The 21,011-nt window shown below is 67.0% G+C and carries 18 protein-coding genes; 6 read left to right on the top strand and 12 right to left on the bottom strand.

Annotated features, from left to right (window positions below; genetic code table 11):
• Positions 1 to 77: 77 nt before the first annotated feature.
• The 11 genes from fis to RTW82_RS06390 all read right to left on the bottom strand — a co-directional run bounded on the left by fis (position 78) and on the right by RTW82_RS06390 (position 12,987).
• Positions 78 to 398, bottom strand: coding sequence for a DNA-binding transcriptional regulator Fis (fis, locus tag RTW82_RS06440; protein ID WP_031288889.1), 321 nt, complete (start codon positions 396 to 398; stop codon positions 78 to 80).
• The gene (dusB, locus tag RTW82_RS06435; RefSeq protein WP_031288887.1) at positions 395 to 1,390 is read right to left on the bottom strand and encodes a tRNA dihydrouridine synthase DusB; all 996 of its coding nucleotides are present in this window, start codon (positions 1,388 to 1,390) and stop codon (positions 395 to 397) included. Before dusB ends, fis begins: the two co-directional genes overlap by 4 nt.
• 168 nt (positions 1,391 to 1,558) lie before the next feature.
• On the bottom strand, positions 1,559 to 2,980 hold the full coding sequence (locus RTW82_RS06430; protein WP_316924589.1) for a DUF3426 domain-containing protein: 1,422 nt from the start codon (positions 2,978 to 2,980) through the stop codon (positions 1,559 to 1,561).
• A gap of 78 nt (positions 2,981 to 3,058) precedes the next feature.
• A complete protein-coding gene (gene prmA, locus RTW82_RS06425; RefSeq protein ID WP_316924588.1) occupies positions 3,059 to 3,937 on the bottom strand; it encodes a 50S ribosomal protein L11 methyltransferase in 879 nt (292 codons plus the stop codon).
• A 90-nt stretch (positions 3,938 to 4,027) separates the two neighbouring features.
• Positions 4,028 to 4,885 carry an EI24 domain-containing protein gene (locus RTW82_RS06420; protein ID WP_021222380.1) on the bottom strand — a complete coding sequence of 286 codons (858 nt, stop codon included), beginning with the start codon at positions 4,883 to 4,885 and terminating at the stop codon, positions 4,028 to 4,030.
• Positions 4,886 to 4,947: 62 nt separating this feature from the next.
• Entirely contained in the window at positions 4,948 to 6,291 is a 1,344-nt protein-coding gene (gene accC / locus RTW82_RS06415; protein WP_021222379.1) for an acetyl-CoA carboxylase biotin carboxylase subunit, read from the bottom strand.
• A 17-nt stretch (positions 6,292 to 6,308) separates the two neighbouring features.
• The gene (accB, locus tag RTW82_RS06410) at positions 6,309 to 6,773 is read right to left on the bottom strand and encodes an acetyl-CoA carboxylase biotin carboxyl carrier protein (protein WP_021222378.1); all 465 of its coding nucleotides are present in this window, start codon (positions 6,771 to 6,773) and stop codon (positions 6,309 to 6,311) included.
• 25 nt (positions 6,774 to 6,798) lie between these two features.
• A complete protein-coding gene (aroQ, locus tag RTW82_RS06405; protein WP_021222377.1) occupies positions 6,799 to 7,242 on the bottom strand; it encodes a type II 3-dehydroquinate dehydratase in 444 nt (147 codons plus the stop codon).
• Positions 7,243 to 7,361: 119 nt separating this feature from the next.
• Positions 7,362 to 9,125 (bottom strand): protein-disulfide reductase DsbD, encoded by a 1,764-nt coding sequence (locus RTW82_RS06400; RefSeq protein WP_316924587.1) that lies wholly within the window; start codon positions 9,123 to 9,125, stop codon positions 7,362 to 7,364.
• 173 nt (positions 9,126 to 9,298) lie between these two features.
• A complete protein-coding gene (locus RTW82_RS31635) occupies positions 9,299 to 9,886 on the bottom strand; it encodes a methyl-accepting chemotaxis protein (protein ID WP_371877111.1) in 588 nt (195 codons plus the stop codon).
• A 1,487-nt stretch (positions 9,887 to 11,373) separates the two neighbouring features.
• On the bottom strand, positions 11,374 to 12,987 hold the full coding sequence (locus RTW82_RS06390) for a PleD family two-component system response regulator (RefSeq protein WP_316924585.1): 1,614 nt from the start codon (positions 12,985 to 12,987) through the stop codon (positions 11,374 to 11,376).
• A gap of 300 nt (positions 12,988 to 13,287) precedes the next feature.
• Here RTW82_RS06390 and RTW82_RS06385 point away from each other — a divergent pair, with 300 nt between their 5' ends.
• The 4 genes from RTW82_RS06385 (at position 13,288) to speA (ending at position 17,706) form a co-directional block, all read left to right on the top strand.
• Positions 13,288 to 14,355, top strand: a complete 1,068-nt coding sequence (locus RTW82_RS06385; RefSeq protein ID WP_021222373.1) for a DUF2333 family protein — start codon at positions 13,288 to 13,290, stop codon at positions 14,353 to 14,355.
• Positions 14,355 to 14,876, top strand: a complete 522-nt coding sequence (locus tag RTW82_RS06380) for an NUDIX domain-containing protein (protein WP_043246688.1) — start codon at positions 14,355 to 14,357, stop codon at positions 14,874 to 14,876. The genes RTW82_RS06385 and RTW82_RS06380 overlap by 1 nt, the downstream gene beginning before the upstream one ends.
• Positions 14,877 to 15,289: 413 nt before the next feature.
• Complete coding sequence (locus tag RTW82_RS06375; protein WP_021222371.1) at positions 15,290 to 15,661, top strand: translation initiation factor Sui1; 372 nt, start codon at positions 15,290 to 15,292, stop codon at positions 15,659 to 15,661.
• A 131-nt stretch (positions 15,662 to 15,792) separates the two neighbouring features.
• Positions 15,793 to 17,706 carry an arginine decarboxylase gene (gene speA / locus RTW82_RS06370; RefSeq protein ID WP_316924584.1) on the top strand — a complete coding sequence of 638 codons (1,914 nt, stop codon included), beginning with the start codon at positions 15,793 to 15,795 and terminating at the stop codon, positions 17,704 to 17,706.
• Positions 17,707 to 18,367: 661 nt separating this feature from the next.
• Here the strand turns inward: speA and RTW82_RS06365 are convergent.
• Positions 18,368 to 19,810 carry a PLP-dependent aminotransferase family protein gene (locus RTW82_RS06365; RefSeq protein ID WP_316924583.1) on the bottom strand — a complete coding sequence of 481 codons (1,443 nt, stop codon included), beginning with the start codon at positions 19,808 to 19,810 and terminating at the stop codon, positions 18,368 to 18,370.
• An 87-nt stretch (positions 19,811 to 19,897) separates the two neighbouring features.
• On the opposite strand from RTW82_RS06365, the gene RTW82_RS06360 reads away from it, so the two are divergent.
• Positions 19,898 to 20,371 carry a GNAT family N-acetyltransferase gene (locus tag RTW82_RS06360; protein ID WP_316924582.1) on the top strand — a complete coding sequence of 158 codons (474 nt, stop codon included), beginning with the start codon at positions 19,898 to 19,900 and terminating at the stop codon, positions 20,369 to 20,371.
• A gap of 2 nt (positions 20,372 to 20,373) precedes the next feature.
• Positions 20,374 to 20,997, top strand: a complete 624-nt coding sequence (locus RTW82_RS06355; RefSeq protein ID WP_043246857.1) for an FMN-dependent NADH-azoreductase — start codon at positions 20,374 to 20,376, stop codon at positions 20,995 to 20,997.
• The last annotated feature ends 14 nt before the right edge of the window (positions 20,998 to 21,011 follow it).

Raw genomic sequence — 21,011 nt, 5'->3', positions numbered from 1 at the left:
CTTGAAGCCGAGAGCTTGAAGTCAGACGCCCGAAGCCACGTGCATGCCAGCTTCAGGCCTTCAGCTTCCAGCTGCTTTTACAGGAGGTCGTACTGCTTGAGCTTCTTGCGCAAGGTACCGCGGTTCAGGCCGAGCATCTCGGAAGCCTTGGTCTGGTTGCCCTTGACGTAGTTCATCACGGACTCCAGCAGCGGCGCCTCGACTTCGGAGAGCACCAGGTTGTAGACGTCCGTGACCGCGGCGCCCTCGAGATGGGCGAAGTAATTGTGCAAGGCCTTCTCGACACTGCCGCGCAAGGTCTGGCCTTCCGCGGTCGGTGTGGTCAGGTGCTGTTTAAGGTTGGCGTTGTCGCTCACGGGTGTTGCCCCATCAAAAAAATTCTCGGTCATCGTCGTCATGCGGCCTGTTCTCCGTCGTTGTGACGTTCGATGAAAAACTCTCGAACGTTGGCGCACTGCGCGTCCGTGGACTCCAAACGATTGAACTGGGCGCGAAACTCCCTGGCGCCCGGCAGGGTTGCGAGATACCAGCCGACATGCTTGCGGGCGATGCGTACGCCCATCAGGTCGCCGTAGAAGGCGTGCAATGCGGCCAGGTGCTCCAGCAGGATCTGTTCAATTTCCTTCAAGCCCGGGGCCGGCAGGAGTTCGCCGGTTTCCAGGTAGTGCGCGATCTCGCGGAATATCCAGGGTCGCCCCTGGGCCGCTCGACCGATCAGCAGGGCATCGGCGCCGGTGGCGTCGAGGACCTCTCTGGCCTTCTGTGGCGAGGTGATGTCGCCATTGGCGAAGACCGGGATCGACACCGACTGCTTGATCGCAGCGATGGTGTCGTACTCGGCTTCACCGGTGTACAGATCGGCACGGGTGCGGCCATGCACGGCCAGCGCCTGTATTCCCGACTGTTCGGCGATCCTTGCCACGGCGATGCCGTTCTTGTTGTCCCGGTCCCAGCCGGTGCGAATCTTCAGGGTCACCGGCACGTCCACGGCGCCGACCACCGCTTCGAGGATCGCAGCCACCAGGGCCTCGTCCTTCATCAGCGCGGAGCCGGCGGCCTTGTTGCAGACCTTCTTCGCCGGGCAACCCATGTTGATGTCGATGATCTGCGCGCCGAGCGCCACATTGGCGACGGCGGCCTCGGCCAGCATCTGCGGATCGCCCCCGGCGATCTGCACCGAGCGCGGCTCGGGGTCGCCCTCATGGAGCAGGCGCAGTTTCGACTTGCGGCTGTTCCACAGGCGCACGTCGCTGGTGACCATTTCGGAGACTACCAAGCCGGCGCCGAGGCGACGGCAAAGCAGACGAAACGGACGATCGGTCACTCCCGCCATGGGGGCGAGTATCACTTGATTGGGTAGTGCGTATGGGCCGATGCGTACCGCCGACATGGGTCTTCCCTGCCTGTGGGGCCGGATCTTGGTCTTCGAAAAAGGGTGGGCATGATACCCGCTCTCGATGACCGGATAAAGGTTGTTTTGAACAAATTCTGAACAGTGATGAGCTTATCGCCGAAGGTTCTGGCGAGGCCCTCCAGCGGCGACAAGCCGCCGCTGGCGCTACTCGGGGGAGTGGAAGCTGAGACTGTAGTTCACAGCCTTGGTGCCTGGGTCGAGGATATCCAGGGAGATGTGGATGGGCGTCTGCGGCGGCATTTCCGACTGCCCGGCAAGCTCGCCGGCGAGGTATTCGCCCGGCTTGAACCGACGACTGGCCAGAAGCTGGCCGTTGATGTCGGCGAAGCGCAGCTCCAGCAGCGGGAAGGGCTGGGAGAAGGACGCGCGGTTGTAGAGGATGGCGTCCACCACCAGTGCGCCGGTGAAGTCCGGGTGGCTGCGCACCACCAGGTTGCTGCTCTTGATCAGGGCGATCTCGACCTTGGACGGCAGCTGGCAGCCGAGTTCCGGGCACAGCTGTTCGAACCAGGGGCGGTACTGGTCGGTGCGTGCCAGCTCGTCGAAGTGGTACCAGACGTATTGCCCGGCCAGGGCGATGGCGCCCAGCAGGTTCAGCGCCCCCCAGCCGATCCAGCGGCCCCAGGGTTTCTTCGGCTGTTGCCAGTCGAGCTGCAACGGCTCGTCGTCGATATCCAGCAGGTTGCCGCCATGCAGGCCCGGTTCGTTGCGCGGTGGCGTACGTGCCGGGGCGACCGGGGGCTCGTCGATCTCGTCGTCTTCTTCTTCGTCCGACGCGCCGATTCGAGCGCGCGCGGGCTCGTCCGTCGGCTCGTCATCGCGATCAGCGGCGGGGCCGAAGGCCGGGGCCGGGTCATCGTCCAGGTCGTCGTTGAGGGACAGCGCCGGTTCCTTGCGCTGCGGCGCAGGGGGCTCGATGGTGGCGGGGCGCTCGGCCACGGCGGGCGGTGTAGGGCGCGGTGCGCTGGGCGCGGCGCGCGGCGCGTCCTCGCGCAACAGGGCCTCGGCCCAGCGCTCGTCATGCTTGTCGGTGGATTCCACGTGCTGGCCGTATGACTGCTCGCCCGGTTTGGGCGCGGCCTGCAGAGCGAGGAATTCCTGGGAGAGCTTGAGTTCTTCCTGTTCCAGCTTGGCCAGTTCCTCGTCCAGGTCGAGGCTGTCGAGGTCCAGGTCGTCGTGGATCCACAGGGTGTTCTTGTCGGCCGTCTTGCCTGGCGGCACGGCGGGCGGCACCGGCGCGGGTGGGGGCACGGGCGCCGAGGCCAGGGGCGACTTGAGCAGGGTGGCGACGCTGGGTGCCGGGCTGGCCGGCTGTGCCGGGGCCACTGGCGCGACCGGGGCAGCGGGTTTCGGTGCTGCCGGCGCGGCAGGGCGCGGCGCCTGGGGCGCGGGCGTGGAGGGCTTTAGCTCGCCGGCCGACATGGCTCCCAGCAACTGCTTGGCTGCGTTGAACACGTGCAGGCAGGCCCCACAGCGCACGGCGCCTTGGGCAGCGCCCAACTGCGCGCGGCTTACGCGGAAGCTGGTCTGGCAATGGGGGCACTGGGTGACGAAGCTTTCGGTCATGCGGCGGTCCGTGTGAAACAAGGCGCCAGTCTACCAACTCGGTAGCACGCTGGCGCGGGTCTGCTCATGGGGCGTGGCTCAGCGACGTACACCGCTGATGCGCACCCAGCCGTCCTTGTCGGCGGTGGGGTCGAGCACGAAGGCGTCGGCATAGGCTGCGCGGACTTCCTCGGCCTGCTCGGCGAGGATGCCGGACAGCGCCAGGCGGCCGCCGGCCTTGACCAGTGCAGTGATCTGCGGTGCCAGGGACACCAGCGGGCCGGCGAGGATGTTGGCCACCACCACGTCCGCCTGCTGTTGCGGCATGTCGGCGGGCAGGTAGACGGGGAACAGGGCCGGGTCGATGCCATTGCGCGAGGCGTTGTCGCGGGAGGCTTCCAGGGCTTGCGGGTCGATGTCGGTGCCCACCGCCTGGCGCGCGCCGAGCAGCAGACCGGCGATGGCGAGGATGCCCGAGCCGCAGCCGAAGTCGATCAGCTCGCAGCCGTCCAGCTCCTGGCCGTCCAGCCATTCCAGGCACAGGGCGGTGGTCGGGTGGGTGCCGGTGCCGAAGGCCAGGCCCGGGTCCAGCAGCAGGTTCACCGCGTCCGGCTCCGGGGCTTGGTGCCAGCTGGGCACGATCCACAGGCGGCGGCCGAAGCGCATGGGCTGGAAGTTGTCCATCCAGCTGCGTTCCCAGTCCTGGTCCTCGATGCGCTCGATCTGGTGCTCGGGCAGCGCGCCGCCGGTGAGCAGTTCCAGGTGGGCGACCAGGTTGGTTTCGTCGGTGTCGGCTTCGAACAGCGCCAGCAGATGGGTGTGGGACCAGAGCGGGGTGGTGCCGAGGTCGGGCTCGAAGATCGGCTGGTCTTCGGCGTCCATGAAGGTCACGGAGACGGCGCCGACTTCCAGCAGCGCATCTTCATAGGTTTCCGCCTGATCCGGGGTGATGGCGAGACGGACTTGTAACCAGGGCATGGCGGAACCTCGATGCGACGTGAAAATGTGGCCCTTATGGGCACCTTGAAAACCTGTGCGATGGCAACGCAGGTAGTTTTTGGGATGCCTTCATGGGGCGGGCAAGCTTACTTGAGGCTCTGATGCCACGCCAGCCGGGCGTTCCGGGCGGTCCAGGCCGCGATAGGCGAGGTGGCAGGCGCCGCCGCCGAGCAGGGCGGGCAGCAGCAGGTTGAGCACCGGCACCAGCGCCAGCAGCAGGATCAGCAGGCCGAAGGCGATCATGGCGCCGCGCTGGCGGCGCACCGCTTGCATCTGCTCGGCGCCGCTGGCCAGACCAGACAGGGCGGCGGGCACCAGGAAGCGCACGTTGAGGTAGCCCAGCAGGATGATCAGCAGCACGCCGTTTATCAACGGTATCGCCAGGCACAACAGTGGGCCCAGGCCGATGCCCAGCCAGGGCCCCAGGTGGTAGCGCCCGGCGCGCAGCAGGTCGCTGGCCGCCGGGCTGCGCGAGGCCAGGCCCGGATAGGGCTTGAGGGCGCGCTCGCGCAGGCTGCCCATCAACACCCAGCGCAGGGCCAGGCGGATGCTGATGACGATGGCCGCGACGAACAGCACGCCGACCATGGCCAGTGCCAGGAGGGCGGAATACACCAGCATCAGCCCCACTGCCGGGGCGATGCCGGCCATGCCGCTGACGGTGGCCGGGCCGCCAGTGAGGCTGGGAATCAGACCGAACATGGCGGCGCCGGAGACGACGAAGAACGACAGCAGTCCGGCGGCCTTGAGGATGATTTCGGCATGGGCGTAGAAGACCCAGCTCCAGAACACCAGCGTCAGCAGGCAGAGCCCGGAGGAGCGCAGCAGGATGCCGGGACGCAGGCTGGAGCGCAGGGCCAGGCCGAGGCAGATGAAGGCTTCGCCAAAGGCCGGGCCGATGGCAAGAATGCGGGACTTCAGGGACATGGCGATCCTTCGCGTGAAATGCAGAAGGGCCGCATTATGCGGCCCTTCCAGGGTTGCCGGGCTTACTTCTTGCCCAGTTTGTGCTCGAGGTAGTGAATGTTCACGCCCCCCTTGCGGAAACCCTTGTCGCGGGTCAGGTCACGGTGCAGCGGGATGTTGGTCTTGATGCCGTCCACCACCAGCTCATCGAGGGCGTTGCGCATGCGCGCCATGGCCTCGTCGCGGTCCTTGCCGTAGGTGATCAGCTTGCCGATCAGCGAGTCGTAGTTCGGCGGAACCGAATAGCCGCTATACAGGTGCGAATCGACCCGCACGCCGTTGCCGCCGGGTGCATGGTAGTACTGCACCTTGCCGGGGCTGGGCATGAAGTTGTCCGGGTCTTCGGCGTTGATCCGGCATTCCAGGGCGTGACCACGGATGACCACGTCCTCCTGCTTGATCGACAGCTTGTTACCCGCGGCGATGCTGAGCATCTCCTTGACGATGTCGATGCCGGTGACCATCTCGGTGACCGGGTGCTCGACCTGGACGCGGGTGTTCATCTCGATGAAGTAGAAGTGGCCGTTCTCGTAGAGGAACTCGAAGGTACCGGCACCGCGGTAGCCGATCTCGACGCAGGCCTGGACGCAGCGGGCCAGCACTTCGGCGCGGGCCTTCTCGTCGATGCCGGGGGCTGGGGCTTCTTCCAGCACCTTCTGGTGACGACGCTGCAGGGAGCAGTCGCGGTCGCCGAGGTGGATGGCATTGCCCTGGCCGTCGGAGAGCACCTGCACTTCCACGTGACGCGGGTTGGTGAGGAACTTCTCCAGGTAGACCATGGAGTTGCCGAACGCAGCACCGGCTTCGGTACGGGTCAGCTTGGCCGACTTGATCAGCTCGTCGGCGCTGTGCACCACGCGCATGCCGCGACCACCACCGCCACCGGCGGCCTTGATGATCACTGGGTAACCCACTTCCTCGGCGATGGCCAGGGCGGTGGCTTCGTCTTCCGGCAGCGGGCCGTCGGAGCCCGGAACGGTCGGTACGCCGGATTTCTTCATGGCGTCCTTGGCGGACACCTTGTCACCCATCAGGCGGATGGTGTCGGCCTTGGGGCCGATGAAGGCGAAACCGGAGTTCTCCACCTGTTCGGCGAAGTCGGCGTTCTCGGCGAGGAAGCCGTAACCCGGGTGGATCGCCGTGGCGCCGGTGACTTCGGCGGCACTGATGATCGCCGGGATGTTCAGGTAGGACAGGGCAGCCGGGGCCGGACCGATGCATACGGTCTCGTCGGCCAGGGACAGGTGCATCAGCTCGCGGTCAGCCGTCGAGTGCACCGCCACCGTCTTGATGCCCAGCTCCTTGCAGGCGCGCAGGATGCGCAGGGCGATCTCGCCACGGTTGGCGATCAGGACTTTTTCCAGCATCACAGGCTCTCCGCGGTTCAGACGATGGTGAACAGCGGTTGGTCGTACTCAACCGGCTGGCCGTTCTCCACGAGGATGGATTCGATCACGCCGCTGGCTTCGGCCTCGATGTGGTTCATCATCTTCATCGCTTCGACGATGCACAGGATGTCGCCCTTCTTAACGGTCTGGCCGACTTCGGCGAAGTTTGCCGAGGTGGGCGAGGCGGCGCGGTAGAAGGTGCCGACCATCGGCGAGCGCACCACGGTGCCGTTGAGTTTCTTGGCGGCCGGGGCGGCGTCTGCTGCCGGGGCGACCGGGGCTGCTGCGACCGGAGCCGGTGCCGGGGCGGCCATCGGTGCGGCGTAGATCGGCTGGGCCATGGCGGCCTGCTTGCTGTGGCGGCTGATGCGCACGGACTCTTCGCCCTCGCGGATCTCCAGCTCGTCGATACCGGATTCTTCCAGCAGCTCGATCAGTTTTTTGACTTTACGGATATCCATTAATTATCAACTCCCAAGGGTGAGGTCAGGGGCGTTCAAGGTGTTCTAGCGCCGCGTCCAGGGCCAGGCGGTAGCCGGTGGCACCCAGACCGCAAATCACTCCCACCGCAACGTCGGAGAAGTAGGAGTGATGGCGGAAAGGTTCTCGCTTGTGCACGTTGGAGAGGTGCACTTCGATGAATGGGATGCTCACTGCGAGCAACGCGTCACGTAGGGCGACACTTGTATGCGTGAAAGCGGCGGGATTGATCAGGATGAAGTCCACGCCTTCGTTGCGTGCGGCATGGATGCGATCGATCAGTTCGTACTCGGCATTGCTCTGCAGATAAAGCAGGTGATGCCCCGCCTCGCGGGCTCTGCGCTCCAGGTCCTGGTTGATTTCGGCCAGGGTGGTGGCGCCGTACTTGTCGGGTTCGCGGGTGCCCAGCAAGTTGAGGTTGGGGCCGTGCAGGACGAGCAGGGTGGCCATGCGATGTCTTCCTTATTGGGGGCCAGGCGGGACTATGCAGGAAAGCCCGAGAGGCTGTCCATATGCCGGTAGTAGTCGACACGATGCCCGTAGTTTGCGGCAGATTTGTGAAAATCGGCTCAAAGCCGCTGGGCAGCGCCTTGCAGCTTGGCGGCGAAGTCCGTCGCGGTGATCTCACCTACGACACGCGATTCCGACCATTCGTCACCATTGGGGGCGAAGAACAGGATGGCGGGCGGGCCGAACAGCTTGTAGCGGTCCAGCAGCGCGCGCTGTTCGGGCGTGCTCGCGGTCATGTCGAAGCGCACCAGGTGGTAGGCGCCCAGTTGGCTGGCCACCTCGGGGGCGGTCAGCACTTCGCGCTCGATCACCTTGCAGCTGATGCACCAGTCGGCGTACCAGTCCAGCAGCAGCGGCTTGCCGGTGGCCTTGGCCTCGGCCTGGGCGGCGGCCAGCTCGGCCGGGGTGGTGATGGTCTGCCAGGCACCGGCCGTGCTGGCGGTGACGGCTGCAGCACCCGGGCGGCCCAGGGGGCGCAGCGGGTCCGACTCGCCCTTGAGGGCGCCGGTCCAGGCGGCCACCGCGTAGACCAGCAGCACCAGCCCGGCCAGTTGCGCCAGGCGCTGGCGGGCGGTTTTCGGGGTGAACTCCAGGGCGCCGAGGAACAGCGCCACGCCGCCGGCCAGCAGGCCCCACAGGGCCAGGGACAGCGGGCCGGGCAGCACGCGTTCCAGCAGCCACACCGAGACGGCCAGCAGCAGCACACCGAAGGCATTGCGCACCGCGACCATCCAGTTGCCGGACTTCGGCAGCAGCGTGCCGCCGCCCACGGCGAACAGCACCAGGGGCGCGCCCATGCCGAGGCCGAGGACGAACAGCTTGAGCCCGCCGCCCAGGGCGTCGCCGCTGGCGCTTATATAGAGGAGGGCGCCGGCCAGGGGCGCCGACACACAGGGCGAGACCAGCAGGCTGGAGAACACCCCCAGCGCCGCCGCGCCCCAGATCGAGCCGCCCCGGGTGTTGCCGGCCAGGCGATCCAGCGGGCCGCTGATGAACTGTGGCAGGCGCAGCTCGTAGAGACCGAACATGGCCAGGGCGAAGGCTGCGAAAAAGGCGGCGAAGGGCACCAGCACCCAGGCCGATTGCAGGCGTGCCTGCAGGTTGAGTTCGGCGCCGAACACGCCCATCAGCGCGCCGAGCACCGCGAAGCAGGCGGCCATGGGCAGCACATAGGCCAGCGACAGCACCAGGCCGCGGCTGCCGCCCACCTGGCCGCGCAGCACCACGCCGGACAGGATCGGCAGCATGGGCAGCACACAGGGGGTGAAGGTCAGGCCGAGCCCGGCGAGGAAGAACAGCGCCAGCTCGTGCCAGCTCCAGCCCTTGCCCTCGGACGGGATCGCACCGTCCAGCGCCGCCGGGGCGTCGCCGATCTGCAGGGTTTCGGTCTCCGGCGGGTAGCACAGGCCCTTGTCGGCGCAGCCCTGGTAGGTCACCAGCAGCTTGAAGGGACGATTGGACGGGTTGTTCAGCGGCAGGTCGACGTCGAGAACTTCGTAGTACACCTCCACGTCGCCGAAATATTCGTCGGTCTTGTGCTTGCCGGCCGGCAGCTGCGCGTCGCCCAGGGCGATGTCCGCCGGCTCGGTGCGGAACTGGAAACGGTGCTTGTAGAGGTAGTAGCCCTCGGCGTTGGCGAAACGCAGCTTGATCGAGGTCGGCGAGCTGTCCACCAGGCTGAGGCGGAAGGCCTCGCGCACGGGGAGGAAGTCCTTGCTGTTGTTCAGCGCGGCTCCGAGGGTGGAGCTGGGGCGGTTATCCAGCAGCCCGGCGCTGGCGGGCAGGGCGACCAGCAGCAGGATCAGGGTCAGCAGACGGCGCATGGAAGTCTCGGCAGGCGAAGGTGCCGGGCATGATAGCGGAGCCGGCCGCCGCCATGCAGCGCTGATCCTGTAAGCGGTTTTCTCGGCTGCCCGGGTGGTCGTGGCGCAGCGACCGTGCCCGCCCGGCGGCGACGCGCTTCGCTGTTGCGGGGCGCGACACGTCGCCGCAGGGGTCAGACGCGGAAGGCTTGCACCGCGCGGGTCAGGTCGCCGCCCAGCTGCAGCAGCTGTTCGGCCTGGTCGCGACTGCGGCCGATGCGCTGCAGGTTGTCGTCGCCGAGCTGGTGGATCTCCTCGCTGTAGCCACGGATCTCGGTCACCGCACCGCTCTGATTGGCGGTGGCTTCGGCGATCTGCCCGGCGGTGTCGGCGATGGTGCGGATGGCCGCGACTATCTCGTCCAGTGCGCCATCGGCGGCGGCGGCGCGGGCGGCGGTCGCCTCGGCGTGCTCCACCTGGGCGCGCATGCCCTGTACCGACTGATGGGCGGCGGTCTGCAGGCGGCCGATCAGCTCCTGGATTTCGCCGGTGGCGCCGGCGGTGCGTTGCGCCAGGGTGCGCACTTCGTCGGCGACCACGGCGAAGCCCCGGCCCTGCTCGCCGGCACGGGCGGCCTCGATGGCGGCGTTGAGCGCCAGCAGATTGGTCTGTTCGGCGATGCCGCGGATCACCACCAGCACGCTTTCGATGGTGGCGGACTCCTGGGCCAGGCGCTCGATGGCGATGGCGTTGCCCTGCACCTCGCCGACCAGGCTGTGCATGCCCTCCAGGCTCTGGCCGATGATGCGCTGGCCCTGTTCCACGGCGCGCCCGGCGTCGTGGCTGGCAGAGGCGGCCTGGCTGGCATCGCCCGCCACCTGCTGGATGGTCGCCTCCAGTTCGCCCAGGGCGTCGCGGATCTGCGCGGTGCCGCCGGCCTGGCGTTCGGCCCCTGCGTGCAGGCCACCGTTGAGGTCGGCCAGGGTGTGGCTGCTGCCGGCCACCTGCTCGGCATGGTGGCGGATGGTGCCCACCAGCTCGCCGAGGTAGGCGCGCAGGCGGCCCAGGGACTGTTCGATGCCGCGCAGGTCGTCGATCTTCGAATCCAGGGCGATGGGCTTGCTGAAGTCGCCGGAGGCCCAGGCGGAGAGGGACTGCACTAGGCGCCCGAGCACGCGGGTGAGGTTGCGCTGGATGCGGTCCACGGCCAGGGCGATGAGCAGGATCAGGCCGATCATCAGCCCTTGGATCACCCGTACCTCGCCCTGGATGCGGCCATGCTCGGAGCGCACCAGCGGCTCCAGCGCGGCCAGGGCCTGGCGCAGGGCGTCGAGGCGGGCGCGGGTGGTGCCGGCCAGTTCGGCGCGGCTGGTGATCAGTTGGCGGGTGCGCTGCAGTTCGGCCGGGTAGCGCTTGAGCAGGCTGGCCAGGTCGCGCTTGAGGGCGATGCCGCGATCCTCGGCCTGTTTCGTCTCGGTCGCGGCTTCGGTGGCGGCCAGGCCCATCATCGCGGCGAAATCATCGGAGGCGGAGCTGGAGGCGTCGGCCAGGCCCAGCAGCGGCAGGGCGTCGAGGCGCGCGGATTCCATGCTCAGGGCGGCCAGCTCGCGCTCGACGTCGGCGGCCAGTTCGTCGCGGCCGCTCTCCACCAGCTTGACCCGGGCGTGGGCCAGGCGGGTCAGGTGCTGGGCGGCAGCCAGCAGGGGCTTGCGGTAGTCGGCGGCCTGGCTGGGGTCGCCTTCGTCGGCGTAGCGGGCCAGCTGTTCCAGGGCTCCGTCGATCTCGCGTTCGGCCTGTAGCAGCAAGCCCTGCGGGTCGCCGGCCAGCTTGCCGGCGGCCAGCAGCTGGTCGCGGCTGAAGGCGCGCAGGTCGTCGATGCTGGCGCGCAGGGTGGTGGCCAGTTGCGGCGGCAGCTGGGCCATGCGCTGGTCCAGTTCATCCAGGCTCTGGGTGGCGGCGCTGTGGCGCAGGGCGTCGCCACTGCCGAGGTAGGCTTCGATGTTGGCGCTGACGTCACGCTGGAAGCGCTGGGCCAGGTCCATGTACTGCTCCATCACCTGGTAGGGACGCTCCAGGGCGCGTTGCGACCACCAGAGGGTGACGCCCAGGGCCAGGCAGACGGTTACAAGGAGCAGGGTGTTGAGATTGGTGAGCTGTTTCAGGCGCATCGGGGCCTCGACCGACTACATAACGGACAGGCCCTGAAAGATATTGCGGTTCGGTTTCAACCTGATGACAGCGTGAACTGCGTCACGCCCGCCGGTCGGCCTCAGGTGAACAGTTCGACGCGGTTGCGACCGCCGTGCTTGGCGCGATAGAGCGCTTCGTCGGCCTGCTTGGAGAGGGCGTTGCTGTCGAGGTCGTCGCGCAGCTCGGCGATGCCGGCGCTGAAGGTGCAGGACAGGTCGTGGGGCTGCGCCGGGTAGTGGATCTCGGCGAAGCGCCGGCGGATTTCGTCCAGCACGCGGTGGGCGGCCTGCAGGTCGGTATCGGGCAGGACGATGGCGAACTCCTCGCCGCCGTAGCGCCCGATATGGTCGGTCTTGCGCAGGCGTTGCTTGAGGAACAGCGCCAGGCTCTTGATCACCCGGTCGCCCATGGGGTGGCCGTAGGTGTCGTTGACCTTCTTGAAGTGGTCGATGTCGATCATGGCGAAGGTCAGCGGGCGACCGTCGCGGCGCGCACGGGAGCGGGCGTCTTCCAGCAGTTGCAGGGTGTGGGTGTGGTTGAACAGCCCGGTGAGGCTGTCACGCACCATCCGCGCCTTGAGGCTGCGGGCGCGCTTGGCGCGGTTGCGTACCGTGGCGATCAGGTGGCGCGGCTTGATCGGCTTGGTGAGGAAGTCGTCGCCGCCCTCGCTCATCGCATCCAGCTGCTTGTCCAGGTCGTCCTCGGCGGAGAGGTAGATGATCGGCACGCTGACGTAGCGCTCGTGCTGGCGGATCACCTTGGCCAGCTCGGTGCCCAGGCATTCGGGCATGTACATGTCGAGGATGATCAGGTCCGGCTGGAACTCGGCCAGCGCACCCATGGCCAGGGCCGGCTCGGTGATGGCCTGGGTGACGATGCCGGCGCTGTTGAGCACCATTTCGGTGTGCATCGCCTGGGCCTTGGAGTCGTCGACGATCAGCACCCGGTACGGCTCGTAGTGGGCGGTGCGGGTCAGGGTCTCGATCTTCTCCAGCAGGCTGGAGGCATCCAGGGCACCGGTGAAGTACTCCTGGCCCCCGGCGCGCACGGCGGCCAGGCGGGTCGGCGTATCGGTTTCCTCATGGCTGAAGAACAGCACCGGCAGCTTGTGCTCCAGGCCTTTCTGCGCCTCCAGGGCCAGCTCCAGTCCCGTGCCGCGACCGGCGAAATCCACTTCCATGACGATGGCGGCCGGATGGCGCTCGGCCATGGCGGCGCGGAAGGCATTGGCGCTGTCGCAGGTCTGTACGTAGAGGCCGAAGAAGTCCATCTGCTGGCCCAGGCGCTGGGCCCGCTCCTGATCCTGCAGGGCCAGGTACACCGGCTTGCGCAGGGGCGGCAGGAAGGTCTGTTCCAGTTGGTCGCCATGGCGCAGGCCGGTGCGCGACAGGCGCTGCATCAGTTGGCTGAGCTCGGTGATCAGGTCGCTGGAAAGACGACCGCGGTTGGCCTTGACGGCTTCCAGGCAGTGCTTGATGCCCTGGGCCAGCTGGGTGTGTTCGGGTTGTTCGAAGCGTTCCGCATAGCGCAGCAGGTAGCCGTTGGCTTCGGTCAGCTCGGCCAGGTCGGCGCTGGTCCACTCGGCGCGCTGCAGGCGTTGCCAGACTTCCAGAAGATGGCGCGCCTGGTGGATCACTCGTTGTGCAAAGTGATTCTTGAGGCGATCGCGGCTCGGATCTTCATGCTCGGTCATGGCGTTGCTTCTAATGCTCGACCGCAGGATTTTGAGTGGGCGGTCAGAATGGTGGCTCTATGCTAGCACTTGATAATGCGTACGCTAGTACCGCCGATCTAATGACGCCAGTATTTTTTCACGGAGAACCATTAGGTCACAGTTGTGCTGTGCGGCCCGTCTCAGGTTGCGGCCCACTCTTGGTTTGGCCATTTGTCGCTGGCAAGGCCCGGCGCTTCACTTATAGTGCAGAGCCGGATGGCACCCTCCTCGCAGGTTGCTGTCGAAACTGCCGAGCTGAACGAGTTTAAGGACATAGCCATGCTGGACTGGAAGAAGCGTGCGGGTCAGGCACGAGATCGCGTCGATGATTCGGTGGATGACGTGCGCAGCTACCTGGGCGGAATCTGGCTGAGCCGCGCCCTTGGTGCGCTGCTGGGCCTCTACCTGGTGGGTGCGATCATCGTGGGTTGGTACTGGAGCCAGGAACCCGGGCTGTTCCCGGTGCAGCAGAACGCCCAGGCTGCCGCCGAGCGTGCCCAGCGCAAGCTGGTGACCGGCTACACCACGGTCGAGACCCTCAAGCAGGTCGGCCAGACCCTGCTCGACAAGCCCGGTGGCTACCTCTCCAACGACCTCGCCCCGCCCGGCCTCTGGCTGGACAACATGCCCAGCTGGGAATACGGCGTGCTGGTGCAGGTCCGCGACCTGTCCCGCGCCCTGCGCAAGGACTTCGCCCGTTCGCAGTCGCAGTCCACCGAAGACGTCGACCTCGCCCGTGCCGAGCCGCGCTTCAACTTCGACAACAAGAGCTGGGCCCTGCCGGCATCGGAAACCGAGTACCAGGAAGGCATCCGCGCCCTGGACCGCTACCTGGCCCGTCTCTCCGACCCGAACCAGTCCTCTGCGCAGTTCTATACCCGCGCCGACAACCTCAACAACTGGCTGGGCGACGTTGCCACGCGCCTCGGCTCGCTGTCCCAGCGCCTCTCCGCCAGCGTCGGCCGGGTGCGCCTGAACACCGACGTGAAGGCCCTGGAAGCCCAGGAAGGCGTGGTGCCCAAGGTCAGCGAGGAGATCGTCGAGACGCCCTGGCTGCAGATCGACAATGTCTTCTACGAAGCCCGTGGCCAGGCCTGGGCGCTGTCGCACATCCTGCGGGCCATCGAAGTGGACTTCGCCGACGTGCTGGCGAAGAAGAACGCCACCATCAGCGTGCGGCAGATCATCCGCGAGCTGGAAGCCGCCCAGGAACCGCTGTGGAGCCCCATGGTGCTCAACGGCAGCGGCTTCGGCGTGCTGGCCAACCACTCGCTGGTGATGGCCAACTACATCTCCCGCGCCAACGCCGCCATCATCGACCTGCGCCAGTTGCTCGAGCAGGGTTGATGGCCATCAGCGAACGCGAGGCGGCGCACCGTGCCGCCTCCGATGCCGAGCGCATCGCCTGGGTCGACGAGGCCGATGGCCTGCTCGGCGAACTGCCCCGGGCCGAATTGCGCGAGCGCGGCCTGATCGGCCGTGGCACCTTCATCCTCCTCTTCGATTCCGCCGGGCGCCTCTGCGTGCACCGGCGCGCCCTGAGCAAGGCCGTGTATCCCGGCTACTGGGACCTGGCCGCCGGCGGCATGGTCGCCGCCGGGGAGGGCTACGCCGAATCCGCCGAGCGCGAGCTGGAAGAGGAACTGGGCATCGCTGGCGTGCCGCTGGTGGAGCACGGGCGCTTCTTCTTCGACGAGCCGGGCAACCGCCTGTGGTGCGCGGTGTTCTCCGCCGTTTCCGATGCGCCGTTGCGGCTGCAGCCGGAAGAGGTGCTCGAAGCCCGTTTCGTCGACCTGGCGGAAGCCGCTGCCTTGCAGCCCTGCTGCCCCGACTCCCAGCGCGCCCTGCAGCTCTACCTCGACACCTGACCCAGGCGCGACGGTATGCCCTGAGTAGGGTGGATGACGCTTTTCTCATCCACTGATCGGCGCCCCGGGTTACGAAGTGCCATCGCTGGCCGTAGGCTGGGCTTCAGCCCGCCGCTCTCGCTCGATGCCAACCTGTGGGCACCCCATTTTCCCCTGCCGAACCCGCGCCAGGCGCGGGTTTGTGCGATATTCCGGACCCTTTCGTGCGGGATGCTGCACAGCGAGGCGGGTAGGTCGCTATTCTGTCGATCAATGGCGCAATTTCGTACTTAGCATTCGCGCCGAATGCTGCTAAATTTCGCCGCCTTTCAAGCCCGGCTTCCCCGCCGGGTCTGCGCTGCCCCTGCCAGAGTGGGGCTTCGCGGTCGGTTCCCGCCGACCAGTCGCTATCCTGACCCCTACGAGGAAAGCCGGTGGTCAAGAAAGCTTCGTCCTTCGCCGCATTAAGCGGCCTGGTGTACTCCACCGACAGCGGCCGGCATTGCCCGGACTGCGCCCAGCCCATTGACGCCTGCGTTTGCAAGCGAGCCTCCGTGCCCGCTGGCGACGGCATTGCCCGTGTTCGCCGGGAAACCAAGGGCCGCGGTGGCAAGACGGTGACCAGTATCAGCGGCGTGCCGCTCGACGAGGACGCCCTCAAGGAGCTGGCCAGCGCGCTCAAGCGTCGCTGCGGCACCGGTGGCGCCCTGAAGGACGGTGTGATCGAGATCCAGGGCGATCACGTGGACCTGCTGCTCGAAGAGCTCGCCAAGCGCGGCTTCAAGGCCAAGAAATCCGGCGGTTGATCACCGGCTTTCTAAACTGACTGCAGCTGATGCGGTCAACACCCCAACGTCACACGACCGAATTAATCTGCCCAAGCCCGCCCCACATGACCGGCGGGCCTGGCTCTTTTCTATCCCACAGGGGGAATCCGATGTCTGCACGACGCACGCGCAAGGACGATGGCAGCAGCTGGACCGTGGCCGACAGCCGCAGTGTCTATGGCATCCGCCATTGGGGCGCCGGTTATTTCGCGATTAATGACGCCGGCCGCGTCGAAGTCCGCCCGAGTGGCGCCGTCAGCGAGCCGATCGACCTGTTCGAACAGGTCGACGCCCTGCGCGAGGCCGGCCTGTCCCTGCCGCTGCTGGTGCGTTTCCCCGGCATCCTGCAGGACCGCGTACGCCAGCTGACCGGCGCCTTCGACGCCAATATCGAGCGCCTGGAATACCAGAACCGCTACACCGCGCTGTACCCGATCAAGGTCAACCAGCAGGAAGCGGTGGTGGAAAACATCATCGCCACCCAGGACGTCTCCATCGGCCTGGAAGCCGGCTCCAAGCCCGAGCTGCTCGCCGTGCTGGCCCTGGCGCCCAAGGGCGGCACCATCGTCTGCAACGGCTACAAGGACCGCGAGTTCATCAAGCTGGCGCTGATGGGGCAGAAGCTCGGCCACAACGTCTTCATCGTCATCGAGAAGGAGTCCGAGGTTCAGTTCGTGATCGAGGAGGCTGCCGAACTCAAGGTCGCGCCCCAGGTCGGCCTGCGCGTGCGCCTGTCGTCCCTGGCCTCCTCCAAGTGGGCTGACACCGGTGGCGAGAAATCCAAGTTCGGCCTCTCCGCCGCGCAACTGCTGTCCGTCGTCGAGCGCTTCCGCAAGGCCGGCATCGAGCAGGGCGTGCGCCTGCTGCACTTCCACATGGGCTCGCAGATCGCCAACCTGGCCGACTACCAGCACGGCTTCAAGGAAGCCATCCGCTTCTACGCCGAGCTGCGCAGCCTCGGCCTGCCGGTCGACCACATCGACGTCGGCGGCGGCCTGGGTGTCGACTACGACGGCACCCACTCGCGCAACGCCAGCTCCATCAACTACGACATGGACGACTACGCCGGCGTGGTGGTGGGCATGCTCAAGGAGTTCTGCGACGCGCAGGGCCTGCCGCACCCGCACATCTTCTCCGAGAGCGGCCGCGCCATGACCGCGCACCACGCCGTGCTGGTGATGCAGGTGACCGACGTCGAGCGCCACAACGACGAAGTGCCGAAGATCGCCAACCTCGAGGAGCAGCCGGAGATCGTCCGCTGGCTCGCCGACCTGCTGGGCCCGACCGACGCCGAGATGGTCACCGAGACCTACTGGCGCGCCACCCACTACATCAGCGACGCCGCCACCCAGTACGCCGAAGGCAAGCTGACCCTGGCGCAGAAAGCCCTGGCCGAGCAGACCTACTTCGCCATCTGCCGCCGCCTGCACAACCAGCTCAAGGCCCGCCAGCGTTCCCACCGCCAGGTGCTGGACGAGCTCAACGACAAGCTGGCCGAGAAGTACATCTGCAACTTCTCCGTGTTCCAGAGCCTGCCGGACACCTGGGCCATCGGCCAGGTACTGCCGATCCTGCCGCTGCACCGCCTCGATGAAGAGCCGGTGCGCCGCGCGGTGCTGCAGGACCTGACCTGCGACTCCGACGGCAAGATCAAGCAATACGTCGACGAGCAGAGCATCGAGACCAGCCTGCCGGTGCACGAAGTGCGCGAGGGCGAGGACTACCTGCTGGGCGTGTTCCTGGTGGGTGCCTACCAGGAAATCCTCGGCGACATGCACAACCTGTTCGGCGACACCGACTCGGTGAACGTCTACCAGCGCGAGGATGGCAGCGTGTACCACGGCGGCATCGAGACCCACGACACCATCGAGGACATGCTGCGCTACGTGCACCTGTCCCCCGAGGAGTTGATGGCGCTCTACCGCGACAAGGTCTCCGGCGCCAAGCTCAGCGCCCGCGAGCGCACCCAGTACGTCGACGCCCTGCGTCTCGGCCTGACCCGCTCGTCCTACCTGTCGTCCTGATCCATCGCACCATGAAAAAGCCCGGCCCAGCGCCGGGCTTTTTCATGGGCGGCTATCCGCCCTGCTTTTGTGGGAGCGAATTCATTCGCGATGAAGCTTCAGGCTCGACACCTCACCCACAGCTCGCGCGATCCCCTGTAGGGGCGAATTCATTGGCGCTGTCTGCGTAAAGTGTTGCTAGAGGATTTGGAGCCCGGTTGATTGCCGAGTCTTGCTGATGGTTTCTGTTTCGCCTTGCCGGGCGAGTCACTTTTCTCAATCGTCGGGATGCCGAACCACAGAAAAGTAACCAAAAGCGCTCGCCCCTGCATCCGGCCCGACTACGTCGGGTTCCCTCGCTCCATCATCGTTTCAGGGGCGCGCCGCGAAGGGCCATCCCTGGCCCATCGCGGCTCTCGCGACATCCATGTCGCTCAACCCCTGAAACGATGATTACGCTCGGCCTCCTGAAGGGGCGTCTGGCGGCTGCTTCAAGATTGGTGCTCAACTTTCTGCATTGATGTGCGCATCACCATTTGGCGAGCGCTGCGGCTGGCGGCTTTCGTAGGATGGTGTAGAGCGAAGCGAAACCCATGCGGTGGGTGTGCCATGAGTCCAGAAAAGCCCTAGAAGCACCGTTTTGAGCCTTTGCGTTGAGTCCACAACGACCAGCACAGCCAATTCATTCGCTTGGCTGCCCACAACCCTCCAACACCTCCCGCAACCTTCCTGCCAACCCCCTTGCCTCTTCCGCCGTGGCGACATTGGTGAAGCCCAGCAAGAGCCCCGGCGCGCCGCCGTCGCCCAGGTACCAGGGCGACAGCGCGATCACGGCGAGCCCCGCCGCCTGGGCACGCCCGGCGATGTGGCGATCGTCGCTACCCGCAGCGAGGCGGGCCAGCAGGTGCATGCCGCCGGCCTGCGGGTCCATGCGCAGCCATTCGCCGCAATGTTCCAGCAGCGCCTCGCGGGTGTGGGCTCGGCGGCGGGCGTAGAGGCTGCGCATCTTCTTCAGGTGGCGGACGAAGTGGCCCTGGTCGATGAAGTCGGCCGTCGTCGCCTGCAGCAGTTCGCTGCCGCCGCCGAGGAACAGCGCGGCGATGTCGCGGAAGCGCACCACGTCGCGCTCCGGCACCACCAGGTAGGCCAGGCGCAGGCCGGGGTAGAGCACCTTGCTGAAGGTCCCGGTGTAGAGCACGCGGCCGTCGCGGTCGAGGCTCTTGAGCGCGGGCAGCGGCCGGCCCTGGTAGCGGTATTCGCTGTCGTAGTCGTCTTCGATCACCCAGCCCTGCGTCTGCCGCGCCCGCTCCAGCAGTGCCAGGCGCCGGGGCAGCGACAGCGCCACCCCGGTGGGGCTCTGGTGCGTGGGGGTGACCAGGGCGAAGCGCGCTTCGGGTGCCAGGTGCAGGCCGTCCTCCACCCGCAGCCCTTCACAGTCCACCGGCACTGGCACGCCGCGCACGCCGAGCCCTTCCAGCAATTGGCGGGCATGGGGGTAGCCGGGGTCCTCCAGCCAGATGGCCTCGCCCGGCCGCATCAGCGCGCGCTGCACCAGGGCCAGGCTGGCGCGGTGGCCGGCGGTGATGAACACCTGCTCGGGCCGGCAGTGGATGCCCCGGGAGATGCCGAGGTAGCCCGCCAGGCTTTCGCGCAGGGCGAGATGGCCGGCAGGGTCCGGCACCATCAGTGCGCTACCGCCCAGCTCGCGCAGGCGCCGGGCCGCCAGGCGTGCCCAGAGCTTGCGTGGAAAGGCATCCAGGGCCGGCAGGCCGAGCTGGAAGGGCTGGGGCGAGGCCTCTGCCATGTGAGGGCTTTCGGCCCTGGCCGGGCGGGTGGCGCGCAAGGTGGGTCGGGGCGCCGGGGTCAGCCGGGGCGAGACGCAGGTCCCGGCGGGCCCGCGTGCCAGCAGGTAGCCTTCGGCGATCAGCATCTGGTAGGCCACCTCCACCGTGCCCCGCGCCAGGTTCAGTTCGCTGGCCAGGCTGCGCAGCGACGGCACCCGGGCGCCGGGCTGCAGCTGGCCCTGCTCGATGGCCTCGCGGAAGCGCTGGTACAACTGCAGGTACACCGGGGTGCCCAGGTCGCGGTCGAGGTGGAAGGGTAGGCGGCTGCTCGGCATGCTCATGTCCCAGTCATTTCGATGATTCTTGGCCCTGGTTGCTGGTCCATGGCCTGCCTAGAGTAGCGGCTCCCAGCGAAGAGGAAAGCGGCCATGCCCGATCAGCCCAGCCCCATCGAACTGTTGCACCTGGAGAGCGACCCACAGTTGCGCGCGGCCTTCCCGGTGATGCAGGCGCTGCGCCCGCAGTTGCCCGACCCCGAGGTGTTCATCCAGCGCGTGGGTCGCCAGGCGAAGCAGGGTTACCGTTTGCTGGGTGCCTGGCGTGGCGGCCAGGTGCTGGCCCTGGCTGGCTACCGCGAACTGGAGAACCTGATCCACGGCCGCTTCATCTATGTCGACGACCTGGTGGCCGACCCGCAACAACGCAGCCAGGGGCTCGGCGGCCAGTTGCTGGATGAGCTGGCATTGATCGGCAGCCAGCTCGGTTGCCAGCGCCTGGTGCTGGATACGGCACTGGCGAATTCCCTGGCGCAGCGCTTTTATTTCCGCCAGGGCCTGCTGTCCACCGGCCTGCACTTCAGCCGGCCATTGCCCACCCCCACGCTCCGTCCCGAGGAGGACTGATCATGCCCCGTGTATTGCTGATCGAATGCAGCCCCAATGAAGACGCGTCCCCTGGTGGCCAGCTGGCCCGGGAGATGGCTGAGCGCATCCACGCCAACGCCCAGATCACCGTGCGCAACCTGGTGCGTGAACCGCTGCTGCCCTTGTGTGGCGACTACGCCCGGGCGGTGACCGGCCGCGCCCACCGCGAGGACCCGGCCCTGGCGTTGTCCGAGCAACTGATCGGCGAGGTGGAGAGCGCCCACTACCTGGTGATTTCCACGCCCATGCACAACTACATGGTGCCGGCGGCGCTCAAGCTCTGGCTGGACTACGTGGTGCGCATCCAGCGCAGCTTCACCATGGTCGATGGCAACAAGGAAGGCCTGCTGGAAGACCGCCCGACCTTCGTGGTGGTCAGCTCCGGTGGCAACTACCTGGGTGCCAAGGCCAGCCAGGCGGACTTCCTCTCGCCCTACCTGCGCCACATCCTCGGTGTGATCGGCCTGCACCATGTGGAGTTCGTCCACCTGCAGGGCCTGGCCCAGGGCCCGGAGGTGGTGGCCGAAACCCTGCAGCAGGCGCGGGCGCGCCTGGCCAACAACCCCTATTTCGCGGCGGCGCCTTTCCCCGGCGTTCCCGCCTGAGCAAGGCGCGGCGC

It is taken from the genome of Pseudomonas sp. zfem005, from assembly GCF_032621735.1.
GTDB classification, from domain to species: domain Bacteria; phylum Pseudomonadota; class Gammaproteobacteria; order Pseudomonadales; family Pseudomonadaceae; genus Metapseudomonas; species Metapseudomonas solani.
The sequence above is the reverse complement of the archived record's forward strand: the minus strand, read 5'-3'. Positions and strand labels throughout refer to the sequence as shown.